General features: G+C 67.6%; 18 protein-coding genes. 12 read left to right on the top strand and 6 right to left on the bottom strand.

What is annotated here, in order from left to right; all coding sequences use genetic code 11:
• Positions 1 to 105 precede the first annotated feature (105 nt).
• On the top strand, positions 106 to 1,308 hold the full coding sequence (locus HDC96_RS13880) for a putative peptide maturation dehydrogenase (RefSeq protein ID WP_179460517.1): 1,203 nt from the start codon (positions 106 to 108) through the stop codon (positions 1,306 to 1,308).
• On the opposite strand, the gene HDC96_RS13875 is transcribed toward HDC96_RS13880, so the two are convergent.
• From HDC96_RS13875 to HDC96_RS13865, 3 genes are read right to left on the bottom strand one after another with little or no spacing between them, the layout of a single operon-like run.
• Positions 1,263 to 3,245, bottom strand: coding sequence for an acetyl/propionyl/methylcrotonyl-CoA carboxylase subunit alpha (locus tag HDC96_RS13875; protein ID WP_179460516.1), 1,983 nt, complete (start codon positions 3,243 to 3,245; stop codon positions 1,263 to 1,265). The two genes, HDC96_RS13880 and HDC96_RS13875, sit on opposite strands and share 46 nt — an antisense overlap.
• Positions 3,246 to 3,300: 55 nt before the next feature.
• A complete protein-coding gene (locus HDC96_RS13870; protein WP_070474306.1) occupies positions 3,301 to 4,911 on the bottom strand; it encodes a carboxyl transferase domain-containing protein in 1,611 nt (536 codons plus the stop codon).
• 10 nt (positions 4,912 to 4,921) lie between these two features.
• The gene (locus tag HDC96_RS13865; RefSeq protein ID WP_179460515.1) at positions 4,922 to 6,085 is read right to left on the bottom strand and encodes an isovaleryl-CoA dehydrogenase; all 1,164 of its coding nucleotides are present in this window, start codon (positions 6,083 to 6,085) and stop codon (positions 4,922 to 4,924) included.
• Between the two features lie 145 nt (positions 6,086 to 6,230).
• On the opposite strand from HDC96_RS13865, the gene HDC96_RS13860 reads away from it, so the two are divergent.
• The 3 genes from HDC96_RS13860 (at position 6,231) to HDC96_RS13850 (ending at position 9,009) form a co-directional block, all read left to right on the top strand.
• Positions 6,231 to 6,836: a TetR/AcrR family transcriptional regulator gene (locus tag HDC96_RS13860; protein WP_176990198.1), complete on the top strand. Its 606-nt coding sequence runs from the start codon at positions 6,231 to 6,233 to the stop codon at positions 6,834 to 6,836.
• Between the two features lie 114 nt (positions 6,837 to 6,950).
• A complete protein-coding gene (locus tag HDC96_RS13855) occupies positions 6,951 to 7,469 on the top strand; it encodes a c-type cytochrome (RefSeq protein WP_070474313.1) in 519 nt (172 codons plus the stop codon).
• Positions 7,470 to 7,563: 94 nt separating this feature from the next.
• Positions 7,564 to 9,009 carry an ExeM/NucH family extracellular endonuclease gene (locus HDC96_RS13850; protein ID WP_179460514.1) on the top strand — a complete coding sequence of 482 codons (1,446 nt, stop codon included), beginning with the start codon at positions 7,564 to 7,566 and terminating at the stop codon, positions 9,007 to 9,009.
• An 83-nt stretch (positions 9,010 to 9,092) separates the two neighbouring features.
• Here HDC96_RS13850 and HDC96_RS13845 read toward each other — a convergent pair whose 3' ends face one another.
• Positions 9,093 to 9,959, bottom strand: a complete 867-nt coding sequence (locus tag HDC96_RS13845; RefSeq protein ID WP_179460513.1) for an EamA family transporter — start codon at positions 9,957 to 9,959, stop codon at positions 9,093 to 9,095.
• Positions 9,960 to 10,015: 56 nt separating this feature from the next.
• On the opposite strand from HDC96_RS13845, the gene HDC96_RS13840 reads away from it, so the two are divergent.
• Complete coding sequence (locus tag HDC96_RS13840; protein ID WP_179460512.1) at positions 10,016 to 10,702, top strand: CocE/NonD family hydrolase; 687 nt, start codon at positions 10,016 to 10,018, stop codon at positions 10,700 to 10,702.
• Positions 10,699 to 11,799, top strand: coding sequence for a cell division protein ZapE (zapE, locus tag HDC96_RS13835; protein ID WP_179460511.1), 1,101 nt, complete (start codon positions 10,699 to 10,701; stop codon positions 11,797 to 11,799). The genes HDC96_RS13840 and zapE overlap by 4 nt, the downstream gene beginning before the upstream one ends.
• A gap of 57 nt (positions 11,800 to 11,856) precedes the next feature.
• Here the strand turns inward: zapE and HDC96_RS13830 are convergent, their stop codons facing one another.
• Complete coding sequence (locus tag HDC96_RS13830) at positions 11,857 to 12,651, bottom strand: DUF2884 family protein (protein WP_179460510.1); 795 nt, start codon at positions 12,649 to 12,651, stop codon at positions 11,857 to 11,859.
• Between the two features lie 592 nt (positions 12,652 to 13,243).
• Here HDC96_RS13830 and HDC96_RS13825 point away from each other — a divergent pair.
• The 5 genes from HDC96_RS13825 (at position 13,244) to HDC96_RS13805 (ending at position 19,407) form a co-directional block, all read left to right on the top strand.
• Entirely contained in the window at positions 13,244 to 15,628 is a 2,385-nt protein-coding gene (locus HDC96_RS13825) for a ribonucleoside-diphosphate reductase subunit alpha (protein WP_179460509.1), read from the top strand.
• Between the two features lie 147 nt (positions 15,629 to 15,775).
• Complete coding sequence (locus tag HDC96_RS13820; protein WP_179460508.1) at positions 15,776 to 16,795, top strand: ribonucleotide-diphosphate reductase subunit beta; 1,020 nt, start codon at positions 15,776 to 15,778, stop codon at positions 16,793 to 16,795.
• 126 nt (positions 16,796 to 16,921) lie between these two features.
• Positions 16,922 to 17,335 (top strand): acyl-CoA thioesterase, encoded by a 414-nt coding sequence (locus HDC96_RS13815; RefSeq protein ID WP_123731098.1) that lies wholly within the window; start codon positions 16,922 to 16,924, stop codon positions 17,333 to 17,335.
• Between the two features lie 46 nt (positions 17,336 to 17,381).
• Positions 17,382 to 18,200 carry an NAD-dependent protein deacetylase gene (locus HDC96_RS13810; RefSeq protein WP_179460507.1) on the top strand — a complete coding sequence of 273 codons (819 nt, stop codon included), beginning with the start codon at positions 17,382 to 17,384 and terminating at the stop codon, positions 18,198 to 18,200.
• A gap of 58 nt (positions 18,201 to 18,258) precedes the next feature.
• Positions 18,259 to 19,407 carry an NADH:flavin oxidoreductase/NADH oxidase gene (locus HDC96_RS13805; RefSeq protein WP_179460506.1) on the top strand — a complete coding sequence of 383 codons (1,149 nt, stop codon included), beginning with the start codon at positions 18,259 to 18,261 and terminating at the stop codon, positions 19,405 to 19,407.
• A gap of 50 nt (positions 19,408 to 19,457) precedes the next feature.
• Here the strand turns inward: HDC96_RS13805 and HDC96_RS13800 are convergent, their stop codons facing one another.
• Positions 19,458 to 20,390, bottom strand: coding sequence for a LysR substrate-binding domain-containing protein (locus HDC96_RS13800; RefSeq protein WP_179460505.1), 933 nt, complete (start codon positions 20,388 to 20,390; stop codon positions 19,458 to 19,460).
• A gap of 224 nt (positions 20,391 to 20,614) precedes the next feature.
• Here HDC96_RS13800 and aceE point away from each other — a divergent pair, with 224 nt between their 5' ends.
• Entirely contained in the window at positions 20,615 to 23,287 is a 2,673-nt protein-coding gene (aceE, locus tag HDC96_RS13795) for a pyruvate dehydrogenase (acetyl-transferring), homodimeric type (RefSeq protein ID WP_179460504.1), read from the top strand.
• The last annotated feature ends 60 nt before the right edge of the window (positions 23,288 to 23,347 follow it).

The raw sequence follows: 23,347 nt of genomic DNA, 5'->3' as shown, positions 1-23,347 counted from the left end.
CGGCACAAGCGCTCCCCGGTTGAGCACAACGCACCGGCGGAGGCCTCGGTGTGCGGTCACCGCACATCGGGATAAGCTTACCTCTGCATTACGACAGGAAGATCGATGCGCGTTCGCCGCTGTACCCATCTACTGCTGGAGCCGCGCGAAACCGTCTCGTTCGGCCTGCAGGCGCTTCTGCGTGGCAACACCGAGGCCAACAGCACCCATGTCTGGCTGGCGCTTGCGGGGCACCTGGATGGCCCGGTGGAGATCGACGCCGGGCAAAGCGAACTGCTTGGCCGCACCAGCGCAACGCAGTGGCGGACGTTGTCGGCGCAGGACATGGCCGATCCCCGCTGGGGCCAGTTGCTGAGCAACGGCCTGCTGCTGGGCGATCAGCCGGAACACGCAGACCTTCTGGCGCGCGACCAGCGAATCAAGGACGCACATTGGTGGCCGCTGTCCGCCGTGGCGCACCGGCACTCGCGCTGGCAGGGCGTGGACAGCGTTTCGGACATGCGCGGGCAGGGCCTGGATACCGCAGTCGGTCTGCGCAGGACGCTGGGTGCGCCGCCGCCTGCCGTGCATCCTCTGGAGGGCCAGTACCAGCCGCTGCCGAACGTGCAGGAATCCCCGTTCGATGCCCTGCTGGCGGCCAGAACCACCTGTCGCAACTTCGATCCCGGGCGTGCACTGCCGCTCCCGATGCTGGCCCAGCTCCTCCAGCGCAGCGTCATGGCCCACGCCGCGCTGCAGGTCGAGCAGGACATGCTGATCCTGAAGAAAAACGTCCCTTCGGGCGGGGGTCTGCACCCGACCGAGGTATGGCTGCTGGTACAGCGCGTCGACGGGCTCGCGCCCGGCCTCTACCACTATCACGCGCTGGACCACGCGCTTCTGGCGTTGCCATCGCCGCCCGTTCCCACGCTGCCATCGCTGGCTCGCACCATGGTATCGGGGCAGGAATGGTTCGCCGATGCGCCGGTCCTGATCGTGCTCGCCCCTCGTTTTGGACGCAGCTTCTGGAAGTATCGCAACCACGCCAAGGCGTATCGTGCGCTCACGCTGGACGCAGGACACATCTCGCAGATGGTGTACCTGGCGGCCACGGAAGCAGGCCTGGGTGCTTTTGTGACCGCAGCCATCAACGAAGGTGACGTGGACCAGGCCTTTGGCCTGGATGGCGTGGAACAGGGCGCGCTGGCGATCTGCGGTGTGGGCTACCGTGCGGTAGAGCGCAGCACGGCCGAATTTGATCCGGCCGGCCGCAGTGCGGGTAACTACGCCGCCTCGAAATCCACCAGCACCGCCCCATCACCCACCTGATCCCCGGCCTTGACCCGGTAACCCTGCACGATGCCATCGGCCGGTGCCTGCAGCGTGTGCTCCATCTTCATCGCCTCCAGCACCAGCAGCGGCGCGCCGCGTTTGACCGCCGTGCCCGGTGCCACCAGCGTGGCAACGATACGGCCCGGCATCGGCGCGACCAGGCTGCCGGCATCGGCGACGGACTGGTCCGCTTCGCTGACGGGATCATGCAGGGTGAAGCGCTGCACGCCCTCGCTGCCGAACAGGTACAGCTCATTGCCGTCGCGGATGACGGTGGCACGGTGCAGCTGCTCGCCGATCTGCACGCGCAGCGCATCACCGGCCAGGCGGCCGCTGCCCTGCAGCGCGTTGCCGTCCATGTGGACGGTCCACTGTTCGCCCGCGCCCTGCACGGCCACGCTGCGCTGTGCACCCCGGTGCTCCAGCGTCAGCGCGCGTGCGGCGGCCGCGCCAAGGCGCCAGCCATCCTGGGCCTGCCACGGCGAGTGCGGGTCACGCGCGTCACGGTGGGCCGCCTCGCTGGTGGCCACGCCGGCCATCGCGGCCAGCGCCCAGAGCGCCGGATCGCTGTCGCCATCGTTGGGGGCCAGTGCGGCCTGCTCGCGCTCGATCAGCGCGGTGTCCAGCTTGGCCTGGGTAAACGAATCGGTCATCACCAGCCGGCGCAGGAAGGCGGCATTGGTGGTCACGCCGACCACTTCGCATTCGACCAGCGCCTGCTGCATGCGGCGCAGGGCAGCATCTCGATCGACATCCCAGACGATCAGCTTGGCGATCATCGGGTCGTAGAACGGGGTGATCGCATCGCCCTGTTCGACACCGGCGTCCACGCGCACGTGCGCGGTGTTGGCCGGCAGGCGCAGGTGGCGCAGGGTGCCGGTGGACGGCAGGAAACCGCGGTCGGCGTCTTCGGCGTACAGGCGTGCTTCCAGTGCATGGCCGCGGATCTGCAGCTGATCCTGCTGCAGCGGCAGCGGCTCACCGCTGGCCACGCGCAGCTGCCACTCGACCAGGTCGGTGCCGGTGATGCACTCGGTGACCGGGTGCTCCACCTGCAGGCGGGTGTTCATTTCCATGAAGTAGAAATCGCCATCGGGCCCGGCGATGAACTCCACCGTGCCGGCGCCGACGTAGTTGACCGCGCGCGCGGCATCGACGGCGGCCTTGCCCATCGCGGCGCGGCGCTCGGGCGTCATGCCCGGGGCGGGCGCTTCTTCGAGCACCTTCTGGTGGCGGCGCTGCACCGAGCAGTCGCGCTCGAACAGGTACACCACGTTGCCGTGGCTGTCGCCGAACACTTGGATCTCGATGTGGCGCGGGCGCTCGACATACTTTTCGACCAGCACGTGGGCGTTGCCGAACGCCGACTGCGCCTCGCGCTGGCAGCTGGCCAGCGCCTCGGTGAAGGTCGCGCTGTCATCCACGCGGCGCATGCCCTTGCCACCGCCGCCGGCGCTGGCCTTGATCAGCACCGGGTAGCCGATGCTGTCGGCCTGCTGGCGCAGGAACTCGGGGATCTGCTCGTCGCCGTGGTAGCCCGGGGTCAGCGGCACGCCGGCCTGCTGCATCAGTGCCTTGGCCGCGCTCTTGTCGCCCATCGCGCGGATCGCCGCAGCGGAGGGGCCGATGAACACGATGCCGGCCTCGGCGCAGGCCTGCGCGAAGCCGGCGTTCTCCGAGAGGAAGCCGTAGCCGGGATGGATCGCCTGCGCGCCGGTGCGGCGGGCGGCCTCCAGGATGGCGTCGCCGCGCAGGTAGCTCTCACGCGCCGGCGCCGGGCCGATCGCGATGGCCTCGTCGGCCAGGCGCACATGGCGCGCGTTGCGGTCGGCGTCGGAGTACACCGCCACGGTGGCGATGCCCAGGCGCTGGCAGGTAGCAATGACGCGGCAGGCGATTTCGCCACGGTTGGCGATCAGGATCTTGGTGAACATGGTGGTCTCGTTGCGCGGGCCAGGGGCGGCGGTGCCAGGCGGCACCGCCCGTGCATTACATGCGGAACACGCCGAAGTCGGTCTTCTTCGCCGGGGCGTTGAGGCTGGCCGACAGCGCCAGGCCCAGCACACGACGGGTGTCGGCCGGATCGATCACGCCGTCATCCCAGAGGCGGGCGCTGGCGTAGTACGGGTGGCCCTGCGATTCGAACTGCTCGCGGATCGGCGACTTGAAGCCGTCTTCTTCCTCGGCCGACCACTGCCCGCCCTTGGCTTCGATGCCATCGCGCTTGACCGTGGCCAGCACGCTGGCGGCCTGCTCGCCGCCCATCACGCCGATGCGTGCGTTCGGCCACATCCACAGGAAGTTGGGCGAGTAGGCGCGGCCGCACATGCCGTAGTTGCCGGCGCCGAACGAGCCGCCGATCACCACGGTGAACTTGGGCACCTTGGCGCAGGCCACGGCCATCACCAGCTTGGCGCCGTCCTTGGCGATGCCGCCGTGTTCGTACTTGCGGCCGACCATGAAGCCGGTGATGTTCTGCAGGAACACCAGCGGAATGCCGCGCTGCGTGCACAGTTCGATGAAGTGCGCGCCCTTCAGCGCGGACTCGGAGAACAGGATGCCGTTGTTGGCGATGATGCCCACCGGGTAGCCGTGCAGATGCGCGAAGCCGGTGACCAGGGTGTTGCCGTAGCGCGGCTTGAACTCATCGAAACGCGAATCGTCGACCAGGCGCAGGATCACTTCGCGCACGTCGTAGGGCTTGCGCGTGTCGGCCGGGATCACGCCGTACAGCTCGTGCGCCGGATGCCGCGGTTCCACCGGGGCCTGCACTGCCAGCGCCGGCTCGGGCTTGCGCCAGTTGAGCTGGGCGATGATCGCGCGGACCCGGGCCAGCGCCTGCAGGTCGTTGTCGGCCATGTGGTCGGCGACGCCGGAGATGCGCGTATGCACGTCGGCACCGCCCAGTTCTTCGGCGGTGACCACTTCACCGGTGGCCGCTTTCACCAGCGGCGGGCCGCCGAGGAAGATGGTGCCCTGCTCGCGCACGATCACCGTTTCATCGCTCATCGCCGGCACGTAGGCGCCACCGGCGGTGCAGCTGCCCATCACGCAGGCGATCTGCGGGATGCCCTGCGCGGAAAGGTTGGCCTGGTTGTAGAAGATGCGGCCGAAATGATCGCGGTCCGGGAACACCTCGTCCTGCAGCGGCAGGAACGCGCCGCCGGAATCCACCAGGTAGATGCAGGGCAGGCGGTTCTGTTCGGCCACTTCCTGCGCGCGCAGGTGCTTCTTGACCGTCATCGGGTAGTAGGTGCCACCCTTGACCGTGGCATCGTTGGCCACGATCACGCACTCCACGCCCGAGACCCGGCCGATGCCGGCCACCACGCCGGCGCTGGGGATCGGATCGCCGTACATGCCGTGCGCGGCCAGCGGGGCGATTTCCAGGAACGCGCTGCCCGGATCGAGCAGGGCATCGATGCGGTCGCGCACCAGCAGTTTGCCGCGTGCGGTGTGCTTGGCGCGTGCCGCTTCGCTGCCGCCCAGCGCGGTCTGCGCGAGGGTGGCGCGCAGGTCGTCGACCACCGCCTGCAGTGCGGCGCGGTTGGCCTCGAAGGTGTCGCTGCCCGGTTGCAGCTGGGTGCTCAGTACGGTCATGGCAGGGCCCTTACTTGGTGCGCTGGAACAGTTCGCGGCCGATCAGCATGCGGCGGATCTCGGAGGTACCGGCGCCGATTTCATACAGCTTGGCATCGCGCCACAAACGACCGGTCGGGTACTCGTTGATGTAGCCGTTGCCGCCGAGGATCTGGATCGCCTGGCCGGTGAGCCAGGTGGCCTTCTCGGCCGAGTACAGGATCGCGCCGGCTGCATCCTGGCGCGTGGTGCGGCCCTGGTCGCAGGCGCGTGCCACCGCATACACATAGGCGCGGCAGGCGTTGAGGCCGACGTACATGTCGGCCAGCTTGGCCTGGATCAGCTGGAAGGTGCCGATCGCCTCGCCGAACTGCTTGCGCTCGTGCACGTACGGCATCACCACATCCATCGCCGCGGCCATCAGGCCGAGCGGGCCACCGGAGAGCACCACGCGCTCATAGTCCAGACCGGACATCAGCACCTTGACGCCACCGCCGACCATGCCGAGCACATTGGCTTCGGGCACTTCGCAATCCTGGAAGACCAGCTCGCAGGTGTTGGAGCCGCGCATGCCGAGCTTGTCCAGCTTCTGCGCCGTGGAGAAGCCCTTCATGCCCTTTTCGATCAGGAACGCGGTGATGCCCTTGGCGCCTGCATCCGGATCGGTCTTGGCATAGACCACCAGCACATCGGCATCCGGGCCGTTGGTGATCCACATCTTGTTGCCGTTGAGCACGTAGTGATCACCGCGCTTGTCCGCACGCAGCTTCATCGAGACCACGTCCGAGCCGGCGCCCGGTTCGCTCATCGCCAGCGCGCCGACCAGCTCGCCGCTGCACAGGCCGGGCAGGTAGCGCCGCTTCTGGTCTTCGTTGCCGTTCTTGCGCAGCTGGTTCACGCACAGGTTCGAGTGCGCGCCGTAGGACAGCGCGATAGCGCCGGAGGCCCGCGAGATCTCTTCCATCGCCACCACGTGCGCGAGGTAACCCATGCCGCTGCCGCCGTATTCCTCTTCCACGGTCAGGCCGAGCAGGCCCTGCTCACCGAGCTTGCGCCACAGCGCATTGGGGAACAGATTCTCTTCGTCGGCCTGGGCGGCCAGCGGCGCGATTTCAGCGGCGGCAAAATGGGCCACGCTCTGGCGCAGCAGGTCGATCTCTTCGCCGAGATCGAAGTTCATGGTCGGGACGTGCATGGGCGACTCCGCAACAACAAGGGATGGGACGCGCCGGGAGAATGGACGGGCTGACAGGGCCGTCCCGCGGGCGATGTACCCCCAGCGTAGCCGGGTTCGATAAAGAAGTGAACACAAATTCAAAAATTGAACATAGAATCAACAAATGGCCTATAAACGCTCCGCCCTGATGGAAGAACGCCTTGCCGGCGCCCGCGAACGCATCCTGCTGGCGACCCGTGCGCTGGTGGCGGCCGGCGGCTACCGCAATGCGCCGGTGACCGCCGTGGCGGCCGAAGCCGGGGTCTCCACCGGCCTGATCTACCGGCACTTCCCGTCCAAGGCCGAGCTGTTCGTCGAGGTGCTGACCGCCGCCGTCGAGCACGAGCTGCGCATCTTCGAGGCGATCGCGGCCGAGCCGCTGCCCGCGCCGGAGCGCCTGCGCCGGGCGATCACCGCCTTCGTGCGGCGCGCGCTGGCCGGCCCCGGGCTGGCCTATGCCTTCATCGCCGAGCCGGTCGATCCCGAAGTGGAAGCCGAGCGCATCCGCTGCCGCCGCCTGTTCGGCGATGTGTTCCGGCGCATCGTCGCCGATGGCGTGGAGGCAGGCACTTTCCCGCAACAGGACACCCATGTCGCCGCGGCCTGCATCGTGGGCGCGTTCACCGAGGCGCTGGTCGGCCCGACCGCACTGAGCCGCGACGCGCACGGCGACGAAGATGCGCTGGTCGAGTCGATCTGTGTTTTCTGCCTGCGCGCCGCCGGCGCCTGAGCCGCGCCGATGCTGCATTGCGACACCCGGCGGTCGCTTGCGCAGCGCCGCCGACGCTGGTCATACTCCGACGACAAGCCGTGGTCCAACGACTACCAGCCAGGGGTATAGAGAGTGCGGAATTACGACCTCGAGTTCCTGAAACGCTTTTCCATGGTCATCGCGCTGCTGATGGCCATCACACTTGGCCTGATCATCTTCGCGGCCTACCTGCATACCAGCATTCCCCCGGAAGTCTCGCCGATGGCGGCCAAGCGCACCGAACAGCGCATCGCGCCCGCCGGTGCGGTCTATGCGGGCAGCACCGGCGCCGCCGCCCAGGCCGCCGCTCACGCTGCCGCGCTGGTCAAAGCCGCCTCGCAGGTGGCCTATGGCGGCACCACCGACGGCAAGGTGATCTACGACAACCTCTGCACCGCCTGCCATACCAATGGCGTCGGCAAGGCGCCGACCCTGGACCATGGGCATTGGGATGCGCGCATCGCCCAGGGCAAGGACACGCTTTACAAGCATGCCGTGGAGGGCTACACCGGCCCGGACGGTGGCATCATGCCGCCCAAAGGCGGTAATCCGGCGCTGACCGAGGAGCAGATCCATGCCACGGTCGACTGGATGCTCGCCAACCTGAAATGACGGCTTTGCCGGATCAGGCCACCGACGCCGCCGAAGGGCGGCGTTTCACTTTATATGGTTAGCCTTGTCGCACTTCCCTGGAGTCCTGCTTCCGATGCGCCGTACCCCCCTCGTGTTCGCCCTCGCGCTGGCGTTGTCCGGCGCGGTCCATGCCGCCCAGCCGCAGCCCGCCACCTCGCCGCAGGTGCGTCCGGCGCCGACCACGTCGGCCACGGTCACCCTGACCGCGCCGCCGACCGACTGGCGCACGCTGGACGGCCAGCAGGTCCGCATCGCCGCGCCGCTGACCCTGGCCGGCACCGATGGGCTGTCGCGGTTCGGTGAGCTGACCGTGGCCTTCGGCGGCCGCCTCTGGCAGCCGAGCGAAGTGGCCGCACCGGGCACGGCGGGGCATGCGCAGGTGGTGGCCGACAACCTGCATCGCCGGCTGGTGCTGGATGATGGCAGCGATGCCCGCGATCCCGGCCCGGTGGCGTACCTGCCGATGGCCGCAAACCTGCGCACCGGCATGGTCCTGCGCAATGTCGAAGGCATCGTCCGCATCGATCCCAAGGGCAACACCCGCCTGCAGGTGACCCGTCCGTTGAACCTGCCCACGCTGGAGCGCCCGGCGGTGCCGGTGGTGGCGGGCGCCCTGCACGTGGCGGCGTTCAACCTCGAGAACTTCTTCAATGGCGATGGCCAGGGCGGTGGCTACCCGACCCTGCGCGGCGCCCGCACCCTGGCCGAGCACCAGGCGCAGAAGGCCAAACTGGTGGCGACCATCAACGCCCTCGGTGCCGATGTCGCCGCGCTGATGGAACTGGAGAACGATGGCTACGGCCCGCAGTCGGCGATCGCCCAGCTGGTCGACGCGCTCAATGCGGATCGCGGCAAAGAGGCCGACTGGCGTTTCATCGATGCCAAACAGGGCCCGGGTGACAACCCGATCCGGGTCGGCATCCTCTACCGCGCCTCGCGGGTGACCCCGGTCGGTGCCCCCGCCGTGCTGGAGCAGGAGCCTTTCGGCGAGCGCAGTCGTGTGCCGCTGGCGCAGGCCTTCCGCGCCGGCAAGGGTGCGCCGTTCGTGGTCGTGGCCAATCACTTCAAGTCCAAGGGCTGCTCGGAAGCGACCGGCGCGGACGCCGACCAGAAGGACGGCCAGGCCTGCTGGAACGCCACCCGCGTTGCCTCGGCCACGCTGCTGGACCAGTGGCTGGCAAGCGACCCGACCGGTGCCGGCACCCGTGATGCGGTGCTGCTGGGCGACTTCAACGCGTATGCGATGGAAGACCCGATCCGCACCCTGCACGCCGCCGGCTGGCGGGATGCGTTCGCGGTGGCGAAGGTCGAACGGCCTTACAGCTATGTCTATAACGGCATGACTGGCCGGTTGGACCACGCGTTGTTGAGCCCGGGCATGGCGCGGCGCCTGCGCGCGGCAGCGGAGTGGCACATCAATGCCGATGAGGCCGACGATGTCGGCTACCGCGACCGCAACGAAGCCGGCCCATGGCGCAGCTCGGACCATGATCCGCTGCTGCTGGGGTTTGATCGCTGATACCGCACGGGTGTGCCGGCACGCCCGGTCACCTTCGCGTTGCCCGGGTAATGCCGGCCGCTGGCCGGCACCGCATCAATCGCTTACCACGTGCCCCACGCGATCAACCCGATCGCCACCACGGCCAGCGCCAGGCCGACCCGGTTCCACACACTGGTGCGCTCGCCGAAACCGACGATGCCCACCAGCGCACCCAGTACCACCACGCCGATGTTCATACCCGCGAACACCACCGCCGGGCTGTCCGGCAGGTGCTGGTGGGCGCGCACGTAGAACAGGATGTTGCCGAAGTTGAGCAGGCCGAGCAGGGCGCCGCCGACCCCGTTGCGCCACTGCAGGCGGGCGATGCCGCGCAGGTGGCGCCATACCTGCAGCGCCAGCATCAGCACGAAGGCCAGGCTGAAGCTGGCCAGCAGTGCGGCCATCGAGGGCGTGCCCGACAAGGCCACCTTCTTGAGCAGGATGTCGACCAGCGCATAGCCCACCCACACCGCCAGCAGCCACGGCCAGGCCCGCCCGCCGGTGGGCTCGGCCGCCCCGGCGCGCGGGCGCACGCTGATGCCCAGGATCGCCAGCAGGCCCAGGCCCAGTCCGGCCAGCTTCCAGCCATTGGCGGTCTCGCCGAACACCAGGAACGCGGCCAGCAGCGAAAGCAGCAGCGACAAGCGCTGGGCCACATCGCTGCGCACGATCCCGGCGCGGGTCACCGCGCGGGCCATCATCAGGAAGATCGCCGGCAGCGCCACGGCGAGGCAGAGCAGGGCGGCCCACGGCGCATGCGCGCTCTGCAGCGAGGCCAGCGAGGGCTGCAGCAGCACCGCGCTGAGCACGCTGGCGACCAGGTAATTCCAGGTCACCACCTGCGGCATGTCCAGCCGCTGGCGCGGCGCCAGCTTCAGCAGGACCGAGACCAGCACGCTGCAGAGAACGCTGAAAACCAGATAGTGCATGTACGGATCCGGCGGGGGCGGCGGTGAAGCACGCGGAGGGACGGTATTATGACGCCATGCACAATCCCCCATTTCCCCAAGAAAGCGGTGCGCTGACGCTGGACGGACCGGTCGGTCCGCTGGATGTCGTGGTTGATCTGCCCGAGGCCGATGTCGCGGAACAGCCGGTGGTGGCGATCGTCTGCCACCCCCTGTCCACCGAGGGCGGCAGCATGCACAACAAGGTGGTGACCATGGCCGCGCGCTCGCTGCGCGACCTGGGCATCGCCACCGTGCGCTTCAACTTCCGCAGCGTCGGCGACTCGGCCGGCACGTTCGACAACGGCGTGGGCGAGCAGGACGATCTCAAGGCCGTCGCCGCCTGGGTGCGTGCGCAGCGGCCGGGCCAGGCGCTGTGGCTGGCCGGTTTCAGCTTCGGTGCGTACGTCTCGTTGCGCGCGGCGGGCGACCTGCAGCCGACCACGCTGATCTCGATCGCGCCGCCCGCCGGGCGCTGGGACTTCGACGGCATGCAGCCGCCGGCCCAGTGGCTGGTGATCCAGGGCGAGGAAGACGAGATCGTCGATCCGCAGGCGGTCTATGACTGGCTGGACGGTCTGGATGCACCGCACGAACTGGTGCGCATGCCCGACACCAGCCACTTCTTCCACCGCAAGATCGTCGACCTGCGCGGCGCGCTCATCCACGGCGTCAAGCAGTGGCTGCCGGATCCTGCCCCCGACGCGGCCCCCGACGCGGCATGAGCGACACCGTGATGACCCCGTCGCAGCGCTACGCCGATGGCGTGGCCCGGGGCGAATGGCAGAACGACCCGGCCCAGCACGCCGCCCTGGCCGAGCTGGATCGCATCCATCTCGCGCTGGTCGACAGCGCGCAGGACGGCTGGCTGGATCGCCTCTCCGCATTCTGGAAGAAGCCCGAGCCGGTCAAGGGCCTGTATTTCTGGGGCGGGGTGGGGCGCGGCAAGACCTTCCTGGTCGATCTGTTCTATGACGGGCTGCCGATCGAACAGAAGTACCGCACCCATTTCCATCGCTTCATGCGCGGCATCCACGAGCGCCTGCGCGAGCACCAGGGGCAGAGCGATCCGCTGGCGAAGATCGCCCAGGAGTGGCGCAGCAAGCTGCGCGTGCTGGTGCTGGACGAGTTCTTCGTCACCGACATCGGCGATGCGATGCTGCTGGCGCGCCTGCTCGAGCGCATGTTCGCCGAGGGCGTGACCCTGGTGACCACCTCCAACACCGCTGTGGAAAACCTGTATCTCAACGGCCTGCAGCGCGACAGCTTCATGCCCGCGATCGGGCTGCTGCAGACCTACTGTGTGGAGCTCTACGCCGAAGGCACCGAGGATTACCGCATGCGCGCGCTGACCCGCTCGCCGGTGTACCAGTCCCCGATCGACGCCGGCAGCGATGCCTGGCTCGCCGGCCGCTGGGCCGAGCTCAGCGGTGGGCAGCCGGCCAAGGCGGGCAACATCGAGATCGAGGCGCGCAAGATTCCGGTGCGCGGGCGCGGCAAGAGCATCGTCTGGTTCGATTTCAAGGCGCTCTGCGAAGGCCCGCGCGGCCCCTCGGATTACATCGAGATCGCGCACGAGTTCAACACCGTGCTGCTGGGCGACATCCCGCACTTCGACAAACTCAACGAAGATGCCGCGCGCCGCTTCGTCAACCTGATCGACGAGTTGTACGACCGCCACGTCAACCTGGTCTGCACCGCGACCGATTCCCCCGTGGCGCTGTATTCGGGCGTCCGCCTGCAGGGCGCGTTCGAACGTACCGCCTCGCGCCTGATCGAAATGCAGAGCGCCGAATACCTGGGCACCCCGCACCGCGCGTAAATCCACGCCGGGCCCGGACAGGCCGTGATGTAGATCCACGCCATGCGTGGATGCTCTCTACAACGGCGGCAACACCAGCGCGTCCCCGCGCGGCTGTTCGTGCGCGATCGGCGTGGCCGCGTCCTCCTCGCGGTCCATCACCATCATCGCCAGCGGCTTGCCCTGGTAGCGCACCTCCAGCGACTGCTGGATCGCATCCAGCGCCAGCACCTGCGTGCACAGCGACCGGGCCTGCGCCTCCAGCGCCTGCCCGCGGACGTCCATGCGACGCTCCAGGTCGGCCTCCATCTTCTCGGCGCGCGCCTCGATCCGATCCGAGCCGCCGGTCAGCATCGTCCACATCACGCCACGGGCGAGCGAGGCCGACATCGACTCGGCGGCCTGCTCGATCCTGGCCTCGAACTGGGTACCGAACAGGTCCTGCTCCCAGATCCCACGGCCCAGGGTACGGCCGACGTAATCGTGGGCATCCTTGCGCAGCCCTTCCACCTCGCGTGCCTTGCGACGGCTGCCCGTCATGATCTCCACCGTGGCCCCCAGCGCATCGAAGGCGATATCCGTGGCCTCCCCGGCCACCCCGGCCACGGCAGGCACCAGCTGGCGGGTGCCCCATTCGAGTTGGCGCAGCCGCTGGGCGTCGGCGTCGCTGACCGGGATCGGCTGGCGGTCGATGTTCAGCTCGCCATCGTGGAAGAAGATCTCCGTCGGCACCTGCTCGCGGTTGCGCAGCCAGATCCCGCCGCTGTCCACCAGCACGTTGTAGGGCGTGCTCACCCCGCACTGGCGCGAGGACAGCGCCGGCGCCTTGCTCTCGCCGGCAGCGGCGGTGCCAGCCAGGGTCAGGCCCAACATCAGACATCCGGTCAGGGGCAGGCGCATGGTCGCGTTCATATAAAGGAGACGCATCGGAGCGTGGCACCCCGCGGCGACCCCGCCGCGGGTCGGAAGTCACCCTGACCCGCGGCCATTCGTTAGGGTCATGTGAGCGCCCGTTGTTCTGTTTTCGAGGAGGACAATCCGGTCATCCGCCCTTGACTGCGCACTCGCTTTCGACAGGTCCAGACCGTTCGTCGGACGCCTTTCCGGCCCGGTCCTTGCGCCGCAAGGGATTAGGGAAATTCACTACATTTGGCGTTGACGACACCTGGTACCCCCACTATCTTGTGGCCGTCGGTCCCGCCGACCACAAGTCGACGGGTGTATCGCCTTCACGCCGATGGCCTGAAGACCTACTGACAACCGCACGCACGTACAGCGTGTGGTGCCGGTCGCACGACTCTCCGGGGGGAGAGGACCGGTGACGCAGGGGAATCCGCCCGCAGGCCTGCCTGCGCTGTCGCGGCTCCTGCGACGCCGCAGGTCCACCCTGTAGATCCGTGCGCCGGTTCGGCCTGCAACGCAGGCGACGCTGTACCACTTCCAATCACGCCAAGAGGAAAACGCCGTGAGCATCGAAACCAGCACCGACATCGATAAGGAAAGCGAATTCCTGCTGACCTCGCCGCCCACCGCGACCGCCATGAGCGTGACCAAGCGCAACGGCACGACCGAACTGGTGGACCTGAACAAGATCGTGCGCGCTGTCCAGCGCTGCTGCGAAGGTCTGCATGCAGTGGATCCGATGCGCGTGGCGACCCGGACCATCTCCGGCCTGTACAACGGCGCGACCACCCAGGAGCTGGACGAACTGTCGATCCGCACCTCGGCGCTGCTGATCGGTGAAGAACCGGAATACGGCCGCCTCGCCGCGCGCCTGCTGGCCAACTTCATCGCCAAGGAAGTGTCCGGCCAGGAAATCCATGCGTTCTCGCAGTCGGTCGGCCGCGGCCACGAAGTGGGCCTGATCAACGCGCGCCTGCTCGACTTCGTGCAGATCAACGCCCGCAAGCTCAATGACGCGATCGATCCGTCGCTGGACCTGCATTTCGATTACTTCGGTCTGCGTACCCTGTACGACCGTTACCTGCTGCGTCATCCGCACACCCGCAAGGTGATCGAGACCCCGCAGCAGTTCTTCCTGCGCATCGCCAGCGCGCTGAGCGAAGACGTGCCGGAAACCCTGGCGCTGTACAAGCGCATGGGCAACCTGGATTACCTGCCGTCCAGCCCGACGCTGTTCAACTCCGGTACCACGCATGAGCAGCTGTCCTCGTGCTTCCTGCTGGATTCGCCGCAGGATTCGCTGGAGTCGATCTACGCCAAGTACGGCGACATCGCGCAGCTGTCCAAGTTCAGCGGCGGCATCGGCGTCAGCTACAGCCGCGTGCGTTCGCGTGGTTCGCTGATCAAGTCGACCAACGGTCATTCCAACGGCATCGTGCCGTGGCTGAAGACCATGGATTCGTCCGTGGCGGCGGTGAACCAGGGCGGCAAGCGCAAGGGCGCGGCCTGTGTGTACCTGGAAACCTGGCACGCCGACGTCGAGGACTTCCTCGAGCTGCGTGACAACACCGGTGACGAATCGCGCCGTGCGCACAACCTGAACCTGGCCAACTGGGTGCCGGACCTGTTCATGCAGCGCGTCGAGGCCGACCAGGAATGGTCGCTGTTTGATCCGAGCGTGGTGCCCGAGTTCACCGATCTGTTCGGCGAAGCCTTCGAGCAGGCTTACCTGCAGGCCGAAGCCCAGGGCAAGGCCCAGCGCACGATCTCCGCACGCAAGCTGTACTCGCGGATGATGCGTACCCTGGCCGAGACCGGCAACGGCTGGATGACCTTCAAGGACAAGTGCAACCGCGCCAGCAACCAGACCCTGCGTCCGGGCAACGTGATCCACCTGTCCAACCTGTGCACCGAAATCCTGGAAATCACCTCGGCCGAAGAGACCGCGGTGTGCAACCTGGGCTCGATCAACCTGGGCAATCATTTCGACGGCCAAGGTGAGTTCGATTTCGACAAGCTGGCCGACACCGTGCGCCTGGCCGTGCGCCAGCTTGACCGCGTGATCGACCTGAACTTCTACCCGATCGAAACCGCCCGCCGCGGCAACCTGCGCTGGCGTCCGGTCGGCCTGGGCTGCATGGGCCTGCAGGACGTGTTCTTCCGCAAGCGCCTGGCCTTCGACAGCGCCGAAGCCCGTACGCTGTCGAAGAAGATCGCCGAGACGATCTACTTCCACGCGCTGGAAACCTCGTGCGAGCTGGCCCAGGAACGCGGCAAGCATCCGTCCTTCGCCGACACCCGTGCGGCCAGCGGCGAGCTGCAGTTCGATGCCTGGAACGTGGTGCCGGAAGACACCGCGCGTTGGGATGCGCTGCGTGAGCGCATCAAGGAACACGGCCTGCGCAACTCGCTGCTGATCGCGATCGCCCCGACCGCCACCATTGCCTCGATCGCCGGTTGCTACGAGTGCGTCGAGCCGCAGGTGTCCAACCTGTTCAAGCGCGAAACGCTGTCCGGCGACTTCCTGCAGGTCAACCGTTACCTGGTGAACGAGCTGAAGAAGCTCGGCCACTGGACCCCGGAAATGCGCGACGCGATCAAGCTGGCCGAAGGCTCGATCCAGGGCATCACCCAGATCCCGGAAACGCTGCGCCACGTGTACCGCACCGCCTGGGAACTGCCGATGCGTTCGCTGATCGACATGGCCGCCGACCGCGGCGCGTTCATCGACCAGTCCGCCTCGCTCAACCTGTTCATGGAAAGCCCGAACATCGGCGCGATGTCCTCCATGTACATGTACGCCTGGAAGCAGGGCATCAAGACCACCTACTACCTGCGTTCGCGCCCGGCGACCAAGATCGCGAAGACGACCGTCAGCAGCTACACCCCGGTCGAAGCCGTCGCCTGCTCGCTGGAAAACCCGGAAAGCTGCGAGGCGTGCCAGTAAACAAGGCGTGCCGGCCCACCGGGCCGGCACCGCCGGGTGCACCGACGGACGGTCGTTGCCTACCCGGGAACACCGGTTCCGCCGGAAAATCACACATTCGGTAGCTACCGACCGTTGGTCGGTAGTCGCCAAGAAGGACGAAACACCATGGCCGACAAGCCGAGTCAAATGCTGCTCGATCCAGGTTTTGAACTGACGTTGCGCCCGATGCGCTACCCGCAGTTCTATGACATGTATCGCAACGCGATCAAGAACACCTGGACGGTCGAGGAAATCAATTTCCAGATCGACATCAGCGACCTGCACGGCAAGATGTCGCCGGGCGAGCGCCACCTGATCCACCGCCTGGTCGCGTTCTTCGCCACCGGCGATTCGATCGTGTCCAACAATCTGGTGCTGAACCTGTATCAGCATCTGAATGCGCCGGAAGCGCGCATGTACCTGTCGCGCCAGCTCTACGAAGAAGCGCTGCACGTGCAGTTTTACCTGACCCTGCTCGACAACTACCTGCCGGATCCGGACGAGCGTGCCAAGGCGTTCGACGCGGTGGAGAACATCGATTCGATCAAGAAGAAGGCGGACTTCTGCTTCAAGTGGATCGATTCGATCCAGAACCTGAAGCGCATCGAGACCCGTGACGAGCGTCGCCAGTTCCTGCTCAACCAGATCTGCTTCGCGGCGTGCATCGAGGGCCTGTTCTTCTTCGCGGCCTTCGCCTACGTCTACTACTTCCGTTCGCGCGGTCTGCTCAACGGTCTGGCCTCGGGCACCAACTGGGTGTTCCGCGACGAGAGCGCGCACATGGAGTTCGCGTTCGAGTGCGTGGACGTGATCCGTGAGGAAGAGCCGGACCTGTTCGACGATGCGATGAAGCAGCAGGTGTACGACATGCTGGCCGAGGCGATCGAGTGCGAAGTGCAGTTCGCCGAGGACGTGCTGTCGGGCGGCGTGGCGGGCATTTCGACGCGCGACATGCGCCAGTATCTGCAGCATTGCGCGGACAATCATTTCCATCGCCTGGGCATGGAGAAGAAGTACAACGTGCGCAATCCGCTGAGCTTCATGGAGCTGCAGGACGTGCAGGAGCTGACCAACTTCTTCGAGCGTCGTTCCTCGGCCTACCAGGTGGGCGTGAAGGGCGAAGTGTCGTTCGACATGTCGTTCTGATCTGACGCTTACGAAGTGATTCCGAAAAGCCCCGGACATGTTCCGGGGCTTTTTGTTGTGCTCTACGCGACCCACCACCCCCTGTCGTATCATCCGCGCCACCCCACACCACTCCCGGCCCCCGCCATGACCCCCATTCCAGAGACCATCCCGCCCATCGAAGTCCGCATGGCCGAGATCGTGTTCCCCAACCACACCAATCACATGGGCACCCTGTTCGGTGGTCAGGCGCTGGCGTGGATGGACAAGGCGGCGTTCCTGGCCGCCGCCCGCTACTCGCGCCGCACCGTGGTCACTGCGCGCTCGGACCAGGTCGATTTCAAGCTGCCGATCCGCATCGGCCAGATGGTCGAGACCGTCGGCCGCATCGTGGAGGTCGGGCGCAGCTCGATGAAGGTCGAGGTCGAACTGATCGCCGAGGACCTGCACAACGGCGAGCGCAAGCTCTGCACGCGCGGGCACTTCGTGATGATCGCGCTGGATGCCGACGGCCATCCGACCACCGTTCCGCCGCTGCCGGGCGACATCCCGGGTCCGTGAGCGGCCAACGATTGCCTCTCCACGCCCGCGCCCCCATCTGCTGATCATGAGCACCCCCCTCGCCGAGTTCATCGACCGCGCCCAGCGCCTGTTCGTGCTGACGGGCGCCGGCTGCAGCACCGATTCGGGCATCCCGGATTACCGCGATGCCGATGGGCAGTGGAAGCGCAGCCCGCCGGTCACCTACCAGGCCTTCATGGGCGAGCTGGCCACGCGCCAGCGCTACTGGGCGCGCAGCCTGCTGGGCTGGCCCCGGTTCGGCTGGGCCCAGCCGAACGGCACGCATGCCGCGCTCGCCGCGCTGGAAGCCCGTGGCCAGGTCGAGCTGCTGCTTACCCAGAATGTCGACCGCCTGCATCAGCGGGCGGGCAGCGAGGCGGTGATCGATCTGCATGGGCGGCTCGACCAGGTGCGCTGCATGGGCTGTGAAGCACGCACCCCGCGCGAGGCGTTCCAGCACCGGCTGCTGGCGCTCAACCCCGGCTGGGAGCATCTTGACGCCGGGCAGGCGCCCGATGGCGATGCCGATCTGGAGATGGATTTCTCCGCCTTCCAGGTGCCGGCGTGCCCGCTGTGTGGCGGCGTGCTGAAGCCGGACGTGGTGTTCTTCGGCGAAAGCGTGCCGCGCGAGCGGGTCGCGACCGTCCACGCGCATCTCCAGCAGGCCGATGCGGTGCTGGTGGTCGGCTCCTCGCTGATGGTGTATTCCGGTTTCCGCTTCGTGCAGGCCGCGGCCCAGGCCGGGCTGCCGATCGCCGCGCTCAACCGCGGGCTTACCCGCGCGGACGCGCTGTTGAGCCTGAAAGTCGACCAATCCTGCGCCGAGGCGCTGGCCTTCCTGCTGCCAGGAACCGCTGCCGCCTGAGCCGCTACGAAACACTGATCCATTGGCACGGTTGCCTCCGCCGCCGCACAGGAGTGCAATGGCGCCCGGTTCCATTTCCTCTTCCCGAGTTCCCCCCTTGAGCCAGCTCTTCTCCTCCATCCCCTTCGGTCCGCTGACCCTGCCCAACCGCATCGTGATCGCGCCGATGTGCCAGTACTCCTGCGTCGACGGCCTTGCCAATGACTGGCACCGCATCCATCTCGGGCAGCTGTCGCAGTCCGGCGCCGGCCTGCTGATCCTGGAAGCCACCGCCGTGCTGCCGGAAGGCCGCATCAGCTGGGCCGACCTGGGGTTGTGGGATGACGCCACCGAAGCCGCGCTGGCCTCGGTCGTGGCCTCGGTCAAGCAGTGGTCGCCGATGCCGCTGGGCGTGCAGCTGGGCCATGCCGGCCGCAAGGCCTCGGTCAACAAGCCGTGGGAAGGCGGCGGCGCGATGGACCCGTCCGATCCGCGCGCCTGGCCCACGGTCGCGCCGTCTGCGCTGCCGTTCGCCAAGACCGATCCGACGCCGACCGAACTGGATCTGGCCGGTATCGATGCGGTGGTCGACGCCTTCGCGGCTGCGGCCCGTCGCGCCGAACGCGTCGGCATGGACCTGATCGAACTGCACGCTGCGCACGGCTATCTGCTGCACCAGTTTCTGTCGCCGCTGAGCAACCGCCGCGAGGACGCGTACGGTGGCTCGCTGGAAAACCGCATGCGCCTGCTGGTGCGCGTGTTCGACGCCGTGCGCGAGGCCGTCTCCGATCGGATCGCGGTCGGTGTGCGCATCTCCGCCAGCGACTGGGTGGCCGGCGGCTGGGATATCGAACAGACCACGACCCTGGCGCACGTGCTGGATGCGCGCGGCTGCCAGTTCCTGCACGTCTCCAGCGGCGGCAATGATCCGCGCCAGCAGATCCCGCTGTCGCCGGGCTACCAGGTGCCGTTCGCGCAGGCGATCAAGGCGCACAAGCTGCGCATGCCGGTCATCGCGGTGGGCCTGATCACCGAGCCCTCGCAGGCCGAATCGATCCTGCGTCACGGCCATGCCGATGCGATCGCGCTGGCCCGCGGCATCCTCTACGACCCGCGCTGGCCGTGGCATGCTGCTGCGGCACTGGGCGATTCGGTCGCCCCGGCACCGCAGTACCTGCGCTGCGAGCCGCGCGAAGCCCGCGGTGTGTTCATCGCGCCGGAACGCTGACACGCTGACGGGAGTGCCGGCCGCTGGCCGGCCTCCGGGTGACCCTGCACTCAGCCGGCATCCACCCGCCACGCCGGCGGCAGCCCCTCGATGATGTGCTGCATCAGCGCCCGCACCTTGGGCGTCAGATCGCGGCGATCGCTGACGCACAGGAACAACCGCATCGGCTCCGGTGAGGCCTGGGTGCTCGCCGCATCGCCGGGTTCGAACAGCGCCTGCAGCTCGCCGCGCGCGAGATAGGGCGCGGCCACGAACGCCGCCAGCCGGGTGATGCCGCCGCCGGCTACCGCCATCGCGGCCAGCGCATCGATGTCGTCGCTGACCAGCGCCGGGGTCACCTCGGCATCGAAACGCATGCCATCGCGCACGAAGCCCCACGGCAGGTAGCGCCCGTCCAGCGGGTAGCGCAACAGCAGGCAACGATGCTCGCGCAGCGCCTCCGGCGTCAGCGGGATGCCGGCCCGCGCGAGGTACGAGGGCGCCGCGCAGAACACGAACGGCACCTGCGCGATCGGCCGCGCCACCAGGCCTTCCTCCAGCTGCGGCTCGATCCGGATGCTGACGTCCACGTCTTCGTGCGCATGGTCCACGCTGCGGTCGGTGAGCAGCAGTTCGATCGCCAGGCGTCGGAACCGGGCCTGCAGCGCGGGCAGCAACGGCGCCAGCGCGTGCCGGCCGAACGCGGTGCTGCTGGCGATCCGCAGCCGGCCTTCGGGCGTGGCATCCAGGTCGGTCACCGCGGCCTGGGCGCGCTGCAGGTCGCGCTCGATATGGCGCACCTGGGCCAGGTACAGCGCGCCGCGTTCGGTCAGGGCCAGCGTGCGCGTGGTGCGGTTGAGCAGGCGCACGCCCAGATGGGCTTCCAAGCGAGCGATGTTCTGCCCGACCGCCGCCGGGCTGACCCCCAGCGTGCGCGCGGCCGCGGCCAGGCTGCCGGCATCGGCGGTCCGGATGAAGCTGCGGATTGACTGGAGAATGTTCATGCTGGCCGCCATTCTCTCGCTCCATTGGAAAGAATTTCTTTATAAAGCGCCAAGCCCATCCGGTCTACCCGCCCCGGCGGCGGCTGCTTATCGTGCCTGTCCTGCAACCGCCAGGTTGCCCGCTCGCCCGGCTCTGTTGCCCGGGCGACGCCGCTTCCGCGCTGTGCCGCCCCCGCTGCCGTCGCGTCCTGCGCACGGCCTGGCCGCCTTTCCCGGAGATGCACATGAACCCAGCGCTCGCCCCCCTCGATACCGACCCGCAGGAAACCCAGGAATGGCGTGAGTCGCTGGAGGCGGTCATCCACGCCGCCGGCCGCCCGCGCGCGCACTACCTGATGGACCAGCTGAGCGAGCTGGACACGGCGCGCCACGGCGACCTGCATGGCCGCGTGTGGACCGCCTACACCAACACCATTCCGGTCGAACGCCAGCCGGCCTATCCGGGCGACCTCGGTATCGAGCGCCGCCTCAACGCGATGATCCGCTGGAACGCGATGGTGATGGTGTTGCGCGCCGGCAAGCACTCCAACGTGGGCGGCCACATCGCCACCTACCAGTCCGCGGCGGTGCTGTACGACGTCGGCTTCGATCACTTCTTCCGTGGCCGCACCGATACCTTCGACGGCGACATGATCTATATCCAGGGCCACTCGGCGCCCGGCATCTACGGCCGCGCGTTCGTCGAAGGCCGCATCGCGCCCGAACGCATGGACAACTTCCGCCGCGAATCCGACCGCGACGGCCTGTCCTCGTACCCGCACCCGCGCCTGATGCCGGACTTCTGGCAGTTCCCCACCGTCTCGATGGGTCTGGGCCCACTCACCGCCGCCTACCAGGCGCGTTACATGCGGTATCTGGAATACCGCGGGCTGAAGGAGCACCAGGGCCGCAAGGTCTGGGCCTTCCTCGGCGATGGTGAAATGGACCAGCCCGAATCGCTGGCCGCCATTTCCGTGGCTGGCCGCGAGCGCCTGGACAACCTGGTGTTCGTGGTGAACTGCAATCTGCAGCGGCTCGACGGCCCGGTGCGCGGCAACGCCAAGGTGATCCAGGAACTGGAAGGCACCTTCCGCGCCGCCGGCTGGAACGTCATCAAGGTGATCTGGGGCGGCGGCTGGGATGCGCTGCTGGCCAAGGACAGCACCGGCCTGCTGCGCCAACGCATGATGGAATGCGTGGATGGCGACTACCAGACCTTCAAGTCGCAGAACGGTGCCTACGTGCGCGAGCATTTCTTCGGCAGGTATCCCGAACTGCTGGCGCTGGTCGCGGACCTGAGCGATGACGACATCTGGGCACTCGCCCGCGGCGGCCACGATCCGCAGAAGGTGTACGCCGCCTACGCGCAGGCGGTCGCCGGCAATGGTCGGCCAAGCGTGATCCTGGCCAAGACGGTGAAAGGCTTCGGCATGGGCGAGGCCGGTGAAGGGCAGAACATCAACCACCAGCTCAAGAAAATGAGCGCCGACGCCGTGCGCGCGTTCCGCGATCGGTTTGACCTGCCGGTCAGCGACGACCAGCTGGAAGACATGCCGTACCTGCGTCCCGCGCCGGGCAGTGCCGAAGCGCGCTATTTCGCACAGCGTCGCCAGGCCCAGGGCGGCCAGCTGCCGGCGCGCGTCACCCATGTCGATCCGTTGCCGGTGCCGGCGTTGTCGGCGTTCGCCACCCAGCTGCAGGGCAGTGGCGAGCGTGGCCAGTCCACCACGATGGGCTTCGTGCGCATCCTCACCACGCTGCTCAAGGATCCCGAACTGGGCAAGCTGATCATTCCGATCGTGCCTGATGAATCGCGCACGTTCGGCATGGAAGGCCTGTTCCGCCAGATCGGCATCCACTCTTACCTCGGCCAGCTGTACACGCCGCAGGATGCCGGCCAGCTGAGCTATTACAAGGAAGCCAAGGACGGCCAGATCCTGCAGGAAGGCATCAACGAGTCCGGTGCGATCTGCTCGTGGATCGCCGCCGGCACCGCCTACAGCAACCACGGCCTGGCCACGATTCCGTTCTACATCTTCTATTCGATGTTCGGCCTGCAGCGCGTCGGTGACCTGGCCTGGGCCGCTGCGGACGCGCGCACCCGTGGCTTCCTGCTCGGCGCCACCTCCGGCCGCACCACGCTGATGGGCGAGGGCCTGCAGCACGACGACGGCCACAGCCACGTGCTGTCCTCGGTGATCCCCAGCTGTGTGTCCTACGACCCGACCTACAACTTCGAACTGGCGGTGATCATCCAGGACGGCCTGCGCCGGATGTACGTGGACCAGGAAGACATCTACTACTACATCACCGTGCTCAACGAGGCCTATCCGCACCCGGCACTGCCGGAAGGCAGCGAAGCCGGCATCCTCAAGGGCCTGTACCTGCTGCACCCGGCTGTCGCCGACAGTGACCCGGCACTGCGCGTGCAGCTGATGGGCAGCGGCGCGATCCTGCGCGAAGTGGAAGCCGCGGCCACCCTGCTGCTGCAGGACTTCGGCATCGCCAGCGACGTGTGGAGCGCCACCAGCCTAACCGAACTGCGCCGTGATGGCCTGGCGGCGGAGCGCTGGAACCTGCTGCACCCCGTGGAGGAGCCGCGGGTGCCGTATGTGCAGCAATGCCTGGGCGCGCACCCGGGCCCGGTGATCGTGGCCACCGACTACATGAAGATCGTCGGCGACCAGATCCGCCCCTTCATCGACAGCCGCCGCTTCACCGCGTTGGGCACCGATGGCTTCGGCCGCTCGGATACGCGCGAGTCACTGCGTACGTTCTTTGAAGTGGACCGCCACTTCATCGTGCTCGCCGCGCTCAAGTCGCTGGCCGACGAGGGCCGGATCGAACGGGCCCGGCTGCAGGTGGCGATCGACCGCTACGGCATCGATGTGGAGAAGGTGGATCCGGCGGCGGTGTAGGGGCTGGGCCACTGCCCTTGGTTGCATCTGAGAGCATCGTCCGCAGCCCGGCGGTGCTCG

The sequence above is a fragment of the Stenotrophomonas sp. JAI102 genome (assembly GCF_013409105.1).
GTDB classification, from domain to species: Bacteria; Pseudomonadota; Gammaproteobacteria; order Xanthomonadales; family Xanthomonadaceae; genus Stenotrophomonas; species Stenotrophomonas maltophilia_AA.
This window is presented reverse-complemented; position numbering and strand designations above follow the sequence as displayed.

Excerpts from the sequence above, each read along its gene's own strand:
- HDC96_RS13880 (WP_179460517.1), top strand. The coding sequence starts at position 106 with ATGCGCGTTCGCCGCTGTACCCATCTACTGCTGGAGCCGCGCGAAACC.
- HDC96_RS13875 (WP_179460516.1), bottom strand. The coding sequence starts at position 3,245 with ATGTTCACCAAGATCCTGATCGCCAACCGTGGCGAAATCGCCTGCCGC.
- HDC96_RS13870 (WP_070474306.1), bottom strand. The coding sequence starts at position 4,911 with ATGACCGTACTGAGCACCCAGCTGCAACCGGGCAGCGACACCTTCGAG.
- HDC96_RS13865 (WP_179460515.1), bottom strand. The coding sequence starts at position 6,085 with ATGCACGTCCCGACCATGAACTTCGATCTCGGCGAAGAGATCGACCTG.
- HDC96_RS13860 (WP_176990198.1), top strand. The coding sequence starts at position 6,231 with ATGGCCTATAAACGCTCCGCCCTGATGGAAGAACGCCTTGCCGGCGCC.
- HDC96_RS13850 (WP_179460514.1), top strand. The coding sequence starts at position 7,564 with ATGCGCCGTACCCCCCTCGTGTTCGCCCTCGCGCTGGCGTTGTCCGGC.
- HDC96_RS13845 (WP_179460513.1), bottom strand. The coding sequence starts at position 9,959 with ATGCACTATCTGGTTTTCAGCGTTCTCTGCAGCGTGCTGGTCTCGGTC.
- HDC96_RS13840 (WP_179460512.1), top strand. The coding sequence starts at position 10,016 with ATGCACAATCCCCCATTTCCCCAAGAAAGCGGTGCGCTGACGCTGGAC.
- zapE (WP_179460511.1), top strand. The coding sequence starts at position 10,699 with ATGAGCGACACCGTGATGACCCCGTCGCAGCGCTACGCCGATGGCGTG.
- HDC96_RS13830 (WP_179460510.1), bottom strand. The coding sequence starts at position 12,651 with ATGTTGGGCCTGACCCTGGCTGGCACCGCCGCTGCCGGCGAGAGCAAG.
- HDC96_RS13820 (WP_179460508.1), top strand. The coding sequence starts at position 15,776 with ATGGCCGACAAGCCGAGTCAAATGCTGCTCGATCCAGGTTTTGAACTG.
- HDC96_RS13815 (WP_123731098.1), top strand. The coding sequence starts at position 16,922 with ATGACCCCCATTCCAGAGACCATCCCGCCCATCGAAGTCCGCATGGCC.
- HDC96_RS13810 (WP_179460507.1), top strand. The coding sequence starts at position 17,382 with ATGAGCACCCCCCTCGCCGAGTTCATCGACCGCGCCCAGCGCCTGTTC.
- HDC96_RS13805 (WP_179460506.1), top strand. The coding sequence starts at position 18,259 with ATGGCGCCCGGTTCCATTTCCTCTTCCCGAGTTCCCCCCTTGAGCCAG.
- HDC96_RS13800 (WP_179460505.1), bottom strand. The coding sequence starts at position 20,390 with ATGAACATTCTCCAGTCAATCCGCAGCTTCATCCGGACCGCCGATGCC.
- aceE (WP_179460504.1), top strand. The coding sequence starts at position 20,615 with ATGAACCCAGCGCTCGCCCCCCTCGATACCGACCCGCAGGAAACCCAG.